Origin of the sequence: Thauera sp. GDN1 (genome assembly GCF_029223545.1) — a bacterium.
GTDB lineage: Bacteria > Pseudomonadota > Gammaproteobacteria > Burkholderiales > Rhodocyclaceae > Thauera.
This window is the reverse complement of record NZ_CP097870.1, coordinates 3008260-3021500: the sequence shown is the minus strand read 5'-3', so window position 1 is coordinate 3021500 and position 13241 is coordinate 3008260. Positions and strand designations below refer to the sequence as shown.

13 protein-coding genes are annotated in these 13241 nt (G+C 69.9%); 4 read left to right on the top strand and 9 right to left on the bottom strand.

The genetic code is table 11. From position 1 onward, the window contains the following. Window positions 1–27: 27 nt before the first annotated feature. Window positions 28–879 carry an endonuclease/exonuclease/phosphatase family protein gene (locus CKCBHOJB_RS13860; RefSeq protein ID WP_281049246.1) on the top strand — a complete coding sequence of 284 codons (852 nt, stop codon included), beginning with the start codon at window positions 28–30 and terminating at the stop codon, window positions 877–879. 27 nt (window positions 880–906) lie between these two features. On the opposite strand, the gene CKCBHOJB_RS13855 is transcribed toward CKCBHOJB_RS13860, so the two are convergent. From CKCBHOJB_RS13855 to CKCBHOJB_RS13845, 3 genes are read right to left on the bottom strand one after another with little or no spacing between them, the layout of a single operon-like run. Beyond that, on the bottom strand, window positions 907–1713 hold the full coding sequence (locus tag CKCBHOJB_RS13855; protein WP_281049245.1) for a DUF2189 domain-containing protein: 807 nt from the start codon (window positions 1711–1713) through the stop codon (window positions 907–909). 47 nt (window positions 1714–1760) lie between these two features. Further along, window positions 1761–2543 carry an alpha/beta hydrolase gene (locus tag CKCBHOJB_RS13850; RefSeq protein ID WP_281049244.1) on the bottom strand — a complete coding sequence of 261 codons (783 nt, stop codon included), beginning with the start codon at window positions 2541–2543 and terminating at the stop codon, window positions 1761–1763. A gap of 17 nt (window positions 2544–2560) precedes the next feature. Next, window positions 2561–2776 carry a YdcH family protein gene (locus tag CKCBHOJB_RS13845; RefSeq protein WP_281049243.1) on the bottom strand — a complete coding sequence of 72 codons (216 nt, stop codon included), beginning with the start codon at window positions 2774–2776 and terminating at the stop codon, window positions 2561–2563. 234 nt (window positions 2777–3010) lie between these two features. On the opposite strand from CKCBHOJB_RS13845, the gene greB reads away from it, so the two are divergent. Both greB and htpG read left to right on the top strand, forming a co-directional pair. Beyond that, on the top strand, window positions 3011–3568 hold the full coding sequence (gene greB, locus CKCBHOJB_RS13840) for a transcription elongation factor GreB (RefSeq protein ID WP_281049242.1): 558 nt from the start codon (window positions 3011–3013) through the stop codon (window positions 3566–3568). 103 nt (window positions 3569–3671) lie between these two features. After that, the gene (htpG, locus tag CKCBHOJB_RS13835) at window positions 3672–5600 is read left to right on the top strand and encodes a molecular chaperone HtpG (RefSeq protein WP_281049241.1); all 1929 of its coding nucleotides are present in this window, start codon (window positions 3672–3674) and stop codon (window positions 5598–5600) included. 97 nt (window positions 5601–5697) lie between these two features. Here htpG and CKCBHOJB_RS13830 read toward each other — a convergent pair whose 3' ends face one another. The 6 genes from CKCBHOJB_RS13830 to CKCBHOJB_RS13805 form a co-directional block, all read right to left on the bottom strand. Further along, on the bottom strand, window positions 5698–6444 hold the full coding sequence (locus CKCBHOJB_RS13830; protein ID WP_281049240.1) for a phosphatase PAP2 family protein: 747 nt from the start codon (window positions 6442–6444) through the stop codon (window positions 5698–5700). Between the two features lie 4 nt (window positions 6445–6448). After that, entirely contained in the window at window positions 6449–8182 is a 1734-nt protein-coding gene (locus tag CKCBHOJB_RS13825; RefSeq protein WP_281049239.1) for a phosphoethanolamine--lipid A transferase, read from the bottom strand. Window positions 8183–8278: 96 nt separating this feature from the next. Next, window positions 8279–9598 carry a HAMP domain-containing sensor histidine kinase gene (locus tag CKCBHOJB_RS13820; RefSeq protein WP_281049238.1) on the bottom strand — a complete coding sequence of 440 codons (1320 nt, stop codon included), beginning with the start codon at window positions 9596–9598 and terminating at the stop codon, window positions 8279–8281. Next, window positions 9567–10238, bottom strand: coding sequence for a response regulator transcription factor (locus CKCBHOJB_RS13815; RefSeq protein ID WP_281049237.1), 672 nt, complete (start codon window positions 10236–10238; stop codon window positions 9567–9569). The genes CKCBHOJB_RS13820 and CKCBHOJB_RS13815 overlap by 32 nt, the downstream gene beginning before the upstream one ends. A 39-nt stretch (window positions 10239–10277) precedes the next feature. Then, complete coding sequence (locus CKCBHOJB_RS13810; protein WP_281049236.1) at window positions 10278–11171, bottom strand: cation diffusion facilitator family transporter; 894 nt, start codon at window positions 11169–11171, stop codon at window positions 10278–10280. 4 nt (window positions 11172–11175) lie between these two features. Then, a complete protein-coding gene (locus tag CKCBHOJB_RS13805; protein WP_281049235.1) occupies window positions 11176–11628 on the bottom strand; it encodes a hypothetical protein in 453 nt (150 codons plus the stop codon). A 224-nt stretch (window positions 11629–11852) separates the two neighbouring features. Here CKCBHOJB_RS13805 and CKCBHOJB_RS13800 point away from each other — a divergent pair, with 224 nt between their 5' ends. Then, on the top strand, window positions 11853–13193 hold the full coding sequence (locus tag CKCBHOJB_RS13800; protein ID WP_281051698.1) for a ferric reductase-like transmembrane domain-containing protein: 1341 nt from the start codon (window positions 11853–11855) through the stop codon (window positions 13191–13193). Window positions 13194–13241 lie beyond the last annotated feature (48 nt).

Below are 13241 nucleotides of genomic sequence, written 5' to 3'. Positions count from 1 at the left end.
GGGCGAGATGAACGAGGCGAGGGCGACATGCGACTGATGACGTGGAACATCCAGTGGGGCCGCGGCGCCGACGGCCGGGTGGATCTGGCGCGCACGGTGGCCGCGATCCGCGCGGCGGGCGAGTTCGACGTGATCTGCCTGCAGGAGGTCGCGTGCAACTTCCCGGGCCTGGCCGGCGGCGCGTGCGAGGACGAGCCGGCGCATTTCGCCGCCGCCTTTCCCGGGCACGAGGCGGTGTTCGCCGCCGGCATGGACGTGCCCGACGGGGCGGGGGGGCGGGCGCGCTTCGGCAACCTGCTGCTGTCGCGCCTGCCGCTCGGGCAGGTGTTCCGCCACCTGCTGCCGGCGCCGGCCGATCCGGACTTTCCCGCGATGCAGCGGGTGTGTCTGGAGGCGGTGGTGACGACCGCGCGCGGCCCCCTGCGCGTGCTGAGCACGCATCTCGAGTACTACTCGCGGCGCCAGCGCCGCGCCCAGATCGAGGCCCTGCGCGCGCTGCAGGCCGAGGCGGCGGGGCTGGCGGCGGCGCCGGCGGCCGGCAAGGAATCGAATCCGGCCTTCGCCGCGTGGCCGCGACCGGCGTCGGCGATCGTGTGCGGTGACTTCAACTGCGAGCCGGGTTCGGCCGAGCATGTACTGATGCAGGCGCCGATCGGGGCGGGGGTGCCGGGCTGGCGCGATGCCTGGGGCGTGGTCGCGCCGGGCGCGCCCCATGCGCCGAGCGTAGGCCTGCACGGCGCGGATTGGCCGGATCGGGCCTACTGCTGCGATTTCTTCTTCGTGACCGAGGATCTGGCGCCGCGCGTGCGCGCGCTGCGGGTGGAGGCGGAGACGGCGGCGTCCGACCATCAGCCGGTGGTGCTGGAACTCGACGACTGATCCGCGAAGCCGCGCGGCGCGCGGGGTTCAGCCGGGCGGCAGCGGTTCGATGAGGTCGCGGTAGGCGTGCCAGGTGGCGTGGCCGAGGATGGGCATCAGCACCACCAGGCCGATGTTGAAGGTGGCGAAGCCGATCGCGCTCAGCATGACGATCAGCGTTGCCCACACCAGCATCGGACCGGGGTTGTTCAGCAGCGCGGCGAAGCTCGCCAGCATCGCGCTGACCGCATCCTGGTTGCGGTCGAGCATCAGCGGCACCGACACCACGCTGGCCGCGAACGCGATCGTGGCGAAGACCAGCCCGACACCGAAATACGCGCCGAGGAACTCGAGGTTGCGCAGCTCGAGGATCTGCGCGATCAGGCCGTCCAGGCTCGGCATCTCGTCGGTGTAGAAGAGCGCGAACACCACCATCGAGGCGCGCGCCCAGACCAGCAGCACCACGCCGAGCACGACCGCGAACACGCCGATGTTGCCCAGGTTGCGGCGCCACACGGTGAGCGTAGGGGCGAGCGCGCAGGCTTCGCCGCGCTCGCGCCGGCGGCTGATCTCGTACAGGCCCATTGCGAACAGCGGGCCGACGAGCAGGAAGCCCGAGGCGAGGGCGGCGATGTACTCGTAGGCATGGAGGAAGATCGCGACCGTCAGCAGGCCCATCGCGGCGAAGCACAGGCCGTAGAACAGGCTGGGTCCCGGGCAGGCGCGCAGGTCGGCGGCGCCGCGGGCGATCCAGCGCAGCGGGGCGCCGAGCGAGACCTCGCGCACGGTCGGGAAGGGCAGGCCGGGATCCGCGTCCGCGGAGGCTTGTCGATTCGAGGGGTCCTGCTCCGTCATGTCGATCTCCTGTGAGTGTTGAAACGACGGCGGAGCAGGGCGGTGGTTCAGGCCCCCGCCCGCATCGCGTCGACCAGCGCCTGCGGCGCTTCCTGCATCAGGGCGTGGCCCGCGCCGGGCAGCACGACCAGGCGCGCCGCGCAGGCGGTAAAGGCGTCGCGCAGCGGCAGCACCGCGTCGGCCGGGGTCATGCGGTCGCAGTCGCCGCTCAGCAGCAGCACCGGGCAGCGCACCCGGGTGGCGGCCTGCAGTCCGTCCTGCCAGCTGTCGCAGGCGACCAGGTCGGTGGCGAGCACGTCCGCGCCCTGGCGCTGCATGCGCTCGAGGTTGGCGGCTTCAAGCTCGGCGCGGCGCTGCTCGCCGATCAGCTCGGCGGGGGCGAAGGAGAACTTGTTGATCAGCGCCCAGGCGCGCGGCGGATCGGTGCGCGCGGCGTCGAGCACGAAGGGCGCGACCGGCATCGGTGCCAGGCTGCCGAGCAGGTACAGCGCCCCGACGCGCGCCGGCGCGCGCGCGGCGACGGCGAGCGCGACCAGCGAGCCCATGCTGTGGCCGGCGATGCGGAAGCTGTCCACGCCCAGCGCGTCGGCCACCGCGAGCACCCAGTCGGCCATCGCGTCGATGCTCGGCAGCGCTTCGCCGGCCGAGGCGCCGTGGGCCGGCAGGTCGGGCGCGACGACGCGGTGGCCGGCGGCGGCGAGGGCAGGGGCAATTCCGTCCCAGACGCCGTGGTCGTGTCCGGCGCCATGGATCAGCAGCAGCGGTGCTGCGGCCGCTTCGCCGTGCACCGCGACGGCCGCCACCTGGCCGCGTACCTGGATGTCTTTCATGAGAGGGTCTGGCTATGTCAGGCGGGTTCGTCCGGGCTCAGCATGTGCTCGATCGCGATGATGCGGTCCTTGAGCGCGAGCTTGCGTTTCTTGAGGCGGCGCAGCATCAGCTCGTCGCCGGTCGGCGAGTCGGTGAGGCGGGTGATCGCGTCGTCGAGGTCGCGATGCTCGAGGCGCATTTCCTCGAGGCGCAGGTGCAAGCTGGTCACTTCGTCGAATGCCTTGTCGATCATGCCTGCTTCCCTCTCGCGTTGCCGTTGCGCCGTCGTCGGCGGGGCGCGGATGTGCGCCGTGTCCTGCCCGGAATGGTATGCGGCGGCGGGGGCGATGACAACTTGCTTGCCGCCGGCTTGCCGCCGGCCGGTGAGCCGCGTGCTCGCGGCATCCGCGTTCGCCCGCGCCCGGGCTTGGCGTGCCGGCGATGGATTTCTTACCATGCGGCTTTCGCCAATACCGGAAATGCGCAAGTGAACAAGGCTTTCGTCAAGGAAAACGACGGCGCCGCGGACGACGACGAGGAGCTCGCCCCCGCGCTGCGCCTGCCCGCGGGCAGCAAGAACTACATGACCCGGCGCGGCTACGACGCACTGCGCGTCGAGCTCGACCAGCTCGTGCGCATCGAGCGCCCCAAGCTGGTCGAGACCGTGGCCTGGGCTGCCGGCAACGGCGACCGCTCGGAGAACGGCGACTACATCTACGGCAAGAAGCGCTTGCGCGAGATCGACCGCCGCATCCGCTTCCTGATCAAGCGCATCGAGAGCGCCGAGGTGGTCGACCCCGAGCGCCAGCAGGGCCTGGAGCAGGTGTTCTTCGGCGCCACGGTGAGCTTCTACGACCTCGCCACCGAGGACGAGCAGACCTGGCAGATCGTCGGCGTGGACGAGGCCGACGCCGCGCAGGGGCGGATCAGCTGGATCTCGCCGCTGGCGCGGGCGGTGCTCAAGGCGCGAGTGGGCGACGTGGTGCGCTTCCAGAGCCCGGCGGGCATGCGCGAGATCGAGATCACCGACGTGCAGTACCTGTGAGCGCAGGGCGGGCGAGCGACGAGCGCGTGGCAGGGGCTTGAAAGCCGGAAGTGCGTCCCCATCTGCGGACGCACTGATCCGTAACCAAGCTGGAGTCGTATCCATGTCCGAAACCGCAGCCGCCCAGACGATGAACTTCCAGGCCGAGGTGAAGCAGCTGCTTCACCTGATGATCCACTCGCTGTATTCCAACCGCGAGATCTTCCTGCGCGAGCTCGTCTCCAACGCCTCCGACGCCTGCGACAAGCTGCGCTTCGAGGCGCTCGACAATGGCGCCCTGTACGAGAACGACAGCGAGCTGAAGATCCGCATCGGTTTCGACGCCGAGGCCAAGACCATCACCATCGCCGACAACGGCATCGGCATGAGCCGTGACGAGGCGATCGCCCATCTCGGCACCATCGCCAAGTCGGGTACGCGCGAATTCTTCGGCAAGCTCACCGGCGACCAGAAGAAGGACGCCAACCTCATCGGCCAGTTCGGCGTGGGCTTCTATTCCGCCTTCCTGGTCGCCGACCGCGTCACCGTGCTCACCCGCCGCGCCGGCCTGGCCGCGGGCGAGGGCGTGAAGTGGGAGTGCTCGATGGCGGGCGATGAGGCCGGCGCCTACACCGTCGAGCCGGTCGACAAGCCCGGCCGCGGCACCGAGATCACCCTGCACCTGCGCGAGGGCCAGGAAGACCTGCTGTCGTCGTGGAAGTTGAAGAGCCTGATCCGCAAGTACTCCGATCACATCGTGCAGCCGATCGTGATGAAGAAGGAGGAGTGGAACGAGGAGCAGAAGGCCCAGGTCGTCACCGACGAGGACGAGACCGTCAACCAGGCCAACGCGCTGTGGACGCGCTCGAAGAACGACATCACGGAAGACGAGTACACCGCCTTCTACAAGCACGTCGCCCACGACTTCGAGGATCCGCTGGCGTGGACGCACTCGCGCGTCGAGGGGCGCCACGAATACACCAATCTGCTCTACATCCCGAAGAACGCGCCCTTCGACCTGTGGGACCGCAACGCCAGGCACGGCATCAAGCTCTACGTGAAGCGCGTGTTCATCATGGACGACGCCGAGAAGCTGATGCCGACCTACCTGCGCTTCGTGCGCGGCGTGGTCGATTCGGCCGACCTGCCGCTCAACGTGTCGCGCGAGATCCTGCAGGAATCCAAGGACATCGACACCATCCGCGCCGGCTGCACGAAGAAGGTGCTGACCCTGCTCGAGAGCCTGGCCAACAGCGACGAGGCCGCGGACAAGGAGAAGTACGCCGAGTTCTGGAAGGCCTTCGGCAAGGTGTTGAAGGAAGGCGTGGGCGAGGACTTCGCCAACAAGGACAAGATCGCCGGCCTGCTGCGCTTCGCCTCGACCAGGCTGGATAATCAGGACGAGGTGGTGTCGCTCGCCGACTACATCGGCCGCATGAAGGAAGGCCAGGACAAGATCTACTACGTCACCGCCGAGACCTTCAACGCCGCCAAGAACAGCCCGCATCTCGAGGTCTTCCGCAAGAAGGGCATCGAGGTGCTGCTGCTCACCGACCGCGTCGACGAGTGGGTGGTGGGCAACCTCACCGAGTTCGACGGCAAGCCGCTGGTGTCGGTGGCCAAGGGCGGGCTGGACCTGGGTGCGCTGGAGGACGAGGCCGAGAAGCAGGAAGCCGAGAAGGCCGCCGACGAGTACAAGGCGCTGCTCGACAAGATGAAGGCGAGCCTGGGCGAGCGCGTCAAGGACGTGAAGGTGACTCTGCGCCTGACCGATTCGCCCGCCTGCCTGGTGGCCGACGAGCACGACCTCGGCATGAACCTCGCACGCATCCTCAAGGCCGCCGGGCAGAGCGCGCCGGTGTCCAAGCCCATCCTCGAGATCAACCCGAGCCACCCCGCGGTGCTGCGCCTGAAGTACGAGGAGAAGCACTTCGACGACTGGGCGGCGGTGCTGTTCGACCAGGCCCTGCTCGCCGAGGGTGGCACGCTCGACGACCCGGCGACCTTCGTGAAGCGCATCAACCAGCTGATGATGGCGATGAGCGGGAACTGATCCGGCGCCAGGCCGGATCTGCAGCAAGAACGGGCGGCGCGCCTCCGGGCGGCCGCCCGTTTTTTCCGTCATGCGCATGCAGTACGCGCCGGCCCTTTCAGTACCCCTGGCGATCTCCGCTACCGAGGTCGGCGCGCACCGCCACCGCGAGGCTCACGCTCACCCCCCAGGCCAGCCACAGGGTCCACAGCGTGTGCGACAGGAAATGTGCGCCCTGCAGCATGCGCGCGGTGCCGAGGGTGGCGCCGGCGAGCAGGCCGACGAGGAGCGCGCGGCGTGCCATGCGCAGCCCGGCCGGTCGCAGCGCCACCGCCCACACGATCCACAGGAAGCCGGTCGATGCATGCCCGGCCGGGAAGCACTGCCCGGCCTTGATGCCCGCCGGCGCGGGGTCGAACAAGCCGAGATAAGGCGCATAGCCGCCGAACTCGACGAGGTCCCAGGGGCAGTAGCGCGCGGTCAGCAGCTTCGCGGTCGAGGTCGCGAGCGGGATCGCCAGCATGCCGAGCGCCGCGAGCAGGGCATTGCGCGGCGGCAGCCAACTCAGCCGGCCTTTCCAGCCCTGCCAGCAGACGTAAAGGCTGGCCGCCACCAGCACGTAGGTGAGCTGCTTGGCCGCCTTGTGCATCACCGCCTCGAGGAGCCAGCTGCGCCGCAGGGGGAAGATGCCGAGTTCGGGGTCGAAGAGTGACTGCGCCAGCAGACGGTCGAGATCGGTGGCTTCGAAGGTCCAGTACAGCACCAAGGCGCTCAGTGCGAGCAGCGCGGACTGCGCGAGCAGCCACCGGCGCGTCGCATCGAGCGCGGGCACGGGAACGGAGGTGGAAAGTTCGCCTGGCCGCATGTGTTCAGCTCCGGCAGGGTGCGGTGAGGTCCAGCGCGTCGTCGCGGACCGCGGTGTTGACGTCGAGCAGGCCGAGCACGGTGTGGAACAGGTTGTCGTGCGCGGCGGGCTTGTCGGCCTGGGTACGCAGGCAGGCGGGATCGAGCCTGTTGCGCGCGGCGAAACCGCTCGATAGCCACATCACCATCGGCACGCGGGTCTGCTCCGCGGGGGCGATCGAATAGGGCAGGCCGTGCAGGTAGAGGCCGTTCTCGCCGAGCGATTCGCCATGGTCCGAAACGTAGAGCAGCGCGGTGTCGTAGCGCGGCGCCAGTTCCTGCAGCAGGTCGATGCCGCGCGCGAGCACATGGTCGGTGTACAGCAGGGCGTTGTCGTAGCTGTTGGCGATCTGTTCGCGGCTGCACTTCGACAGGTCCTCGTCGTCGCAGGTCGGCGTGAAGCGGCGGAAGGCTTCGGGATAACGGCGGAAATACGCCGGGCCGTGGTTGCCGAGCTGATGCAGCACGAGCACGAGGTTGCCCTTGGCGTCGCGCAGCAGCCCGCGGCTGCTCTCGAGCAGGGCCTCGTCGAGGCAGTGCTCGCCGTCGCACAGTCCGGGGAGGCTGGCCGGGTCGGGGCGCATGCGCTCCACGCCGGTGCACACGCCCTTGCAGCCCGACTGGTTGTCGTTCCACACCACGCGCAGGCCGGCGTGCTGCAGGGTGTCGAGCAGGGACTCGCTGCCGCGGATGGCGTCCTCGTCGTAGTCGCGCCGGCCCTGCAGCGAGAACATGCACGGCACCGACACCTCGGTGTTGGTGCCGCAGCTCGTCACGTCGGGGAAGTTGATGACCGCGCGGCGGGCGAGCTCGGGCGTGGTGTCGCGGGCGGGCGACTGCCCGCCGCTGCGGTTCAGCCCCCAGTCGGCAGCACGCGCGGTCTCACCGACCACGATCACGAACAGCGCCGGCTTCTTCGCCGCGGCCCAGCTCGCCCCCAGGCGGGCGTCCGTGCCGACGGGCCGGCGCGGCTGTTGGGCCGCCTGCGCGTCACGGCTGAGCACGCGCGCTATCGACCACAGCGGCGCGGCCGGGGTGATCAGGTAACGCAACTCCTTGTGGTTGCGCATCTGGCCCGAGAAGTCCTTGAACACGCTGCCGAGCGATCCGGCGGCAATGATCAGCGCGAGCACGACCGATGCGCCGCGGATCGCCAGCGCGCGCTTCAGCGGGCGCCGGCGCAGGCGGGCGCGCTGGAGGACGAAGAGCGGCGGCAGGGCCAGCGCCGCGACCTGCAGGAAGAAGCCGGGGGTGAGCAGCTCGCGCGCCTCGGCGACGTCGGTGCGCAGCACGTTGCGCAGCATGCTCGGGTCGAAATACACGCCGAAGTGGCCGGCGTAGTAGCTCGCGACCGCAGCGACGAGGATCAGGCCGCCCAGCAGCGGCTTGGTCGTCCGCCGGCTGAGCAGCGGCGCGAAGAGCAGGAAGTTCAGCGCGGTGAGCGCGACGCCGAGCGCGAGCAGGTACGCGAGGGCGCCGCCTTCGTTGCCGCGGCTGGCGAGCAGCGCGCGCCAGAAGGGGGTGTTGCAGGACAGCGTGAAGTAGAGGCCGAGCCCGAGCAGCAGGCCCTCTGGCGACATCTCGGGGCGCCAGCGCCGCGCGGCGGCCAGCATGGACGAGCCAGGGGAAGTGCCGCCGGCCGGGTTGGCGGCAACGGGCGTGGAGGGGGGCGAGACGAGGGAGAGACGCTGTTCGGGCATGATCGCGCGGAGCCGGTGAGGATCCACGCAATCTACGAAGCCGGGTGTGAGGAAAGTGTGATGCGGCCGTGAGGAAAGTGTGAGGGCGGCGCCGCCCTACGCCGATGCTGGGCCGGGCCCGAAATCGATCGTCAGGCAGGCGCCGCCGCCGGGCCGGTTCGCGGCGCGCACGGACCACCCGCAGGCCGTGCAGATGTGCTGGACCAGCGCCAGGCCGAGTCCGTGCCCCGGCTTGCTGCCGCCGCGCCGGAAGCGCTCGAAGCTGCGCATCGGATCCTCCGCGCCGAAACCGGGGCCGCGGTCGCATATGGCGAGACACCTTCCCTCCAGCACGACCTCGATCGCGTGTCCCTCGCCATGGCGCAGCGCGTTCTCCAGCAGGTTCCGCAGCACGAGTTCGAGCAGGCTGGCGTCGACCACGATCTCGGCCCGGGCGGCGCTGCGGATCGTCAGTGCCTCGGCCGCGGCAGGATGCAGGCGCTCCCAGGCGCGACGCACCGCCGCGCCCAGGTCGACCGTTTCCAGCGCCTGCGGCCGGGCCTCGCGGGCGAGCATCAGCAAGGTGTTGGCCAGCGTCGTGGTGCGGTCGGTGGTGGCGACGATGCGTTCCGCACGCCGGCGGGCCTTGTCGGACAGCGCGGGGTCGGTGAGCAGCATCTCGGCGTCGCTGCGGATGCCGGCGAGCGGGGTGCGCAGTTCGTGCGACAGGTTGGCGTTGAAGTCCCGTTCGCGCGCGAGCACGGCCGCCTGCCGTGTCTCGGCCCGGTCCAGGGCGCGCGCCACGGCGAGGAGCTCGGCGTCGAGCCCGTCGTGAGCGAAGGGCGTGCCGTCGCGCTCGCCCTCGACGCGTTCGGCGAGCGTCTCCAGCCCGCGTGTGAGCCGGGCGGCGATCGCGTACACGAGGACGAAGGACAAGGCCGTCAGCATCAGTGCACCGATCACGACCGTGGTGACCACGGCCGACTCGCGCTCGCGGTGCTCGGATTCGTCATAGACGAGCACATAGCGCTGGCCATCGGCCTCGCGCACCGCAACGTGCAGCTCGCGGCCGGCGGACCAGTCCTCGTGATTGCCGATGGCCAGGCCGGCCAGTGCCGGGCTCAGCCCCTGCGGCAGCGCCTCGCCCGGGGCGAAGCGGTAGAGCGTCATGTTCGGTGTCTGCGGCCCGATCAGGGTGCCGAGCCGGCGACTGTGCTCGATGCTGTAGTGCAGCTGCTCGTCGAGCGTGCCGGTGATGAACTCTTCCTCCATCTCCTCGTTGAGCCGCACCAGGGCGAGCGATTGCGCGACGATGAGCACCAGCAGCATCGCCGTCACCGACAGCGCGATGCGGAGGCGCAGGCCGCCCGGCAGCCGGCGTCGCCGGCCGCGGTGCGCGCCGCCCTCAGCGGCTGACGAGCTTGTAGCCGAGTCCATGGACATTGACCACCTGGGTGGGCGCATCGTCGCCAAGGGCGCGACGCAGGGTGTGGAGCACGCTGCGCAGGTTGTCGCTGCTGTCCTGCTCGTGGCCCCATATGGCGATCTCCAGCTCGCGCCGGGAGAACACGCGCTCGGGCTGGGAGAGCAGCTCGGCGACCAGGCGCAGCGGTTTCGGGGGCAGCGCCAGGGCTTGGCCGCGCACGCACAGTTCCTGAGTCGCGCCGTTGAACTCCAGCTCGCCGTGACGCAACACCGGCTCGGCGGCGGGCCGCGCGGCGCTGCGCCGGGCCAGCGCGAGCAGGCGCACCTCGAGCTCCTGCAGCGCGAAGGGCTTGACCAGATAGTCGTCGCCGCCGGCCTCGAAGCCGAGCAGCTTGTCTTCCAGCGCGTCGCGCGCGGTCAGCACCAGGATCGGGGTCGCCCGGCCTTCGGCGCGTAGCCGGCGTGCGAGCGCGAGCCCGTCGCCGTCGGGCAGGTTGCGGTCGAGGACCATGGCATCGAACGGGGTGCGCGCGAGCAGGGCCGAGGCCGCCGCGATCGAGTTCGCGTAGTCGCACTGGTGGCCGCGCGCCTCCAGGTACTCGTAGATGTTCTCGGCGATGGTGCGGTCGTCTTCGACGATGAGCAGGTGCATCGGGGCGCGTGGGATCGTGTTTGCCGTCGCGGGCGGCGCTCAGGGCAGGTCCGCTTCGTCTGGCGTGACGGGCGGCGGTATCGGTTCGAGGTGGGTCGCGAGGCGGGTGCCGGTGCGCTCCAGCACGATGCGTTCGAGCGCATCGGCGATCCCATGGGCTTCGGCTACGGTCCAGTCCCCGGGAACGCACAGTTCGACGTGGGCGAAGTGCATCGCGCCCGCGGCGCGGGTGGTGAGCTTGCCGTGGAAGCATCCCGGCGGCGAGGCCTCGACGAGGGTGCGTTCGATCGCGGCGACCTCGGCCTCGGACAGCGCGCGGTCCATGAGGCCGTCGATCGAGCGCCGCATCAGCTCCCAGCCCTCGCGCAGGATGTTGAGCGCGACTGCGCCGGCGACGACGGGGTCGAGCCAGCTCCAGCCGGTGACGACCGCCAGGCCGACGCCACAGACGACGCCCGCGGTGGTCCATACGTCGGCCATCAGGTGGCGTGCATCGGCCTCGAGCGCGAGCGAGCGGTGCGCGCGGCCGACCTGCAGCAGTACCCGCGCGACCAGGAAGTTGATCAGGCTCGCGCCGACGGAGAGCAGGGTGCCGAGCCCCAGCGCGCCGATCGGCTGCGGATTGAGCAGGCGCTCGCCGGCGGTGAGCAGGATGATCAGCGCGGCGATGAAGATCAGCCCGCCCTCGAAGGCGGCGGAGAAGTACTCCGCCTTGCCGTGGCCGTACTGGTGGTCGTCGTCGGCGGGCTGCCGGGCATACGACACCATCCACAGCGCGAAGCCGGCGCCGGCCAGGTTGACGACCGATTCGAGCGCGTCGGACAGATAGCCGATCGAGCCGGTGAGCCACCAGGCCCCGGTCTTCATCGCAATGGTGGTCAGCGCTGCCGCGAGCGAGAGCAGCAGCGCCTGGCGCGGCGTGAGGGATGTCATCGGTTCAAAGGGCGGTCGGTCGGGGCGTGGCGCATCCCAGGGTGTCCAGCACGCGATTGTAGAGCCGTTGATCGTCCTCGAGGCGCCGCACCGCGAGCTGGCGCGCATCGAGATGGGTGGCGCCGCGGATCAGGACCAGGGCATCGCGCATGTCGCTCAGCAGCACGCTGGCCTGCGCGCGCGGCGTCGCCTGTGCCGGCAGGCTGGCCTGCAATGCTTGCAGGTGCGTTTCGAGCTCGTGTGCCAGCGTCTGGTAAGGATCGGACGACGCCGCTTCTCCGGCGCGATCCGTCCGCGCCTCGCGCACGTGCACGCCCATCGCATCGAGCTCGTGGCGAACCGACTGGCAGGTCTGCGGCGACAGGGGTTTCGCTTCGTCCTCGGCGGCGTGCGCCTGAACGGCGATGCCTGCAGCGAAGGCCAGCAGCAGGGACGGGAGCAAGGTCTTGGTGTTCATTGGAAGGACTCCGTGGTCGGGACAGGGCGGAGCATGGCGCCGCAATCCTTAACCGGAGGTGAACCGACCACCCCGGACCGGACCGCCCGGCATGCCGGCGAGTTCGTTTGCGCTGCGACAAAGGGGCCGAAAGCATCCGTAGCATAATCAAGCTGTTCCGTCCGATGACGAGGCTACCCATGCCGCTTCATCCGACGCTGGACTTCAAGCGAATGGAGCATGCGATGAAGAACATCCGGTTTGCGTATGCGGGACTCCTGCTGCTGCTCAGTCTGCTGTGGTGGATGGCCGATCCGCTGCTGCCGCAAGGCTACGAGTACTTCGCGCTGCGCACGGTGGCGATCAACTACACCGGTGTGATCGGCATCGGGGTCATGAGCGTGGGCATGATGCTGGCGCTGCGACCGGTGCGGGTGGAGCCGCTGCTCGACGGGCTGGACAAGACCTATCGCCTGCACAAGTGGCTGGGGATCACCGGCCTGGTGTTCTCGGTGATCCATTGGCTGTGGGCGCAGGGCACCAAGTGGGCGGTGGGCTGGGGCTGGCTGGTCAAGCCGGAACGGGGGCCGAAGCCGACGCTGACCGACCCGGTCGAGCTCTTCTTCCGCGAGCAGCGCGGGCTCGCGGAATCGGTGGGCGAGTGGGCCTTCTATGCGGCGGCGGTGCTGATCGTGCTCGCGCTCGCCAAGCGCTTCCCCTACCGGCTGTTCTTCAAGACCCACCGCCTGCTGGCCGTCGCCTACCTGGCGCTGGTCTTCCATTCGGTGCTGCTGACGCCCTTTGCCTACTGGGCGCAGCCGATGGGCATCGTGCTCGCGGTGCTGATGACCGGCGGCAGCGTGGCCGCCGTGGTGTCCCTGTCCGGCCGCGTCGGCCATCGCCGCAAGGCGGTGGGCGAGATCGAGGAGCTGGTGAATTTCCCCGACAACCGCGTGCTCAAGGTGGCGATCCGTTTCAAGGACCGCTGGCCCGGACACGAGGCCGGGCAGTTCGCCTTCGTCACCTTCTCGACGGCCGAAGGCGCGCATCCGTTCACGATCTCCTCGGGCTGGCAGGGTGACGGCCGGCTGTTCTTCCTGATCAAGGGCATCGGCGACTACACCGCCCGCCTGCCCGAACTGCTCCACGTCGGCGACCTGGTGACGGTCGAAGGGCCGTACGGGCGCTTCGACTTCGCGAACGGTGGCGCCAGCGGCAAGCGCCGGCAGATCTGGGTCGGTGGCGGCATCGGCATCACGCCCTTCATCGCCCGCATGAAGGCGCTCGCGGTGGAATCGGATGGGCGCGCGGTGGATCTGTTCTACAGCACCGCCGAACCCGACGAGGAGTTCATCGCGCGCCTGCGGCGCGATGCGCAGGCGGCGGGCGTGAAGCTCCATGTCCTGGTCAGCGCCCGCGACGGTCGCCTCGACACGGCACGCATCTGCGACACGGTGCCGGGGTGGGCCGAGGCGGATGTCTGGTTCTGCGGACCGGGCGCTTTCGGCCAGGCCTTGCGCGAGGGCTTCGTCGCCAGGGGCTTGCCAGCGGGCGACTTCCATCAGGAGCTGTTCGCCATGCGCTGAACATCGCGCAGGCGACATGGGCGCGCACCGACCGTCGCGCCCGCCTTG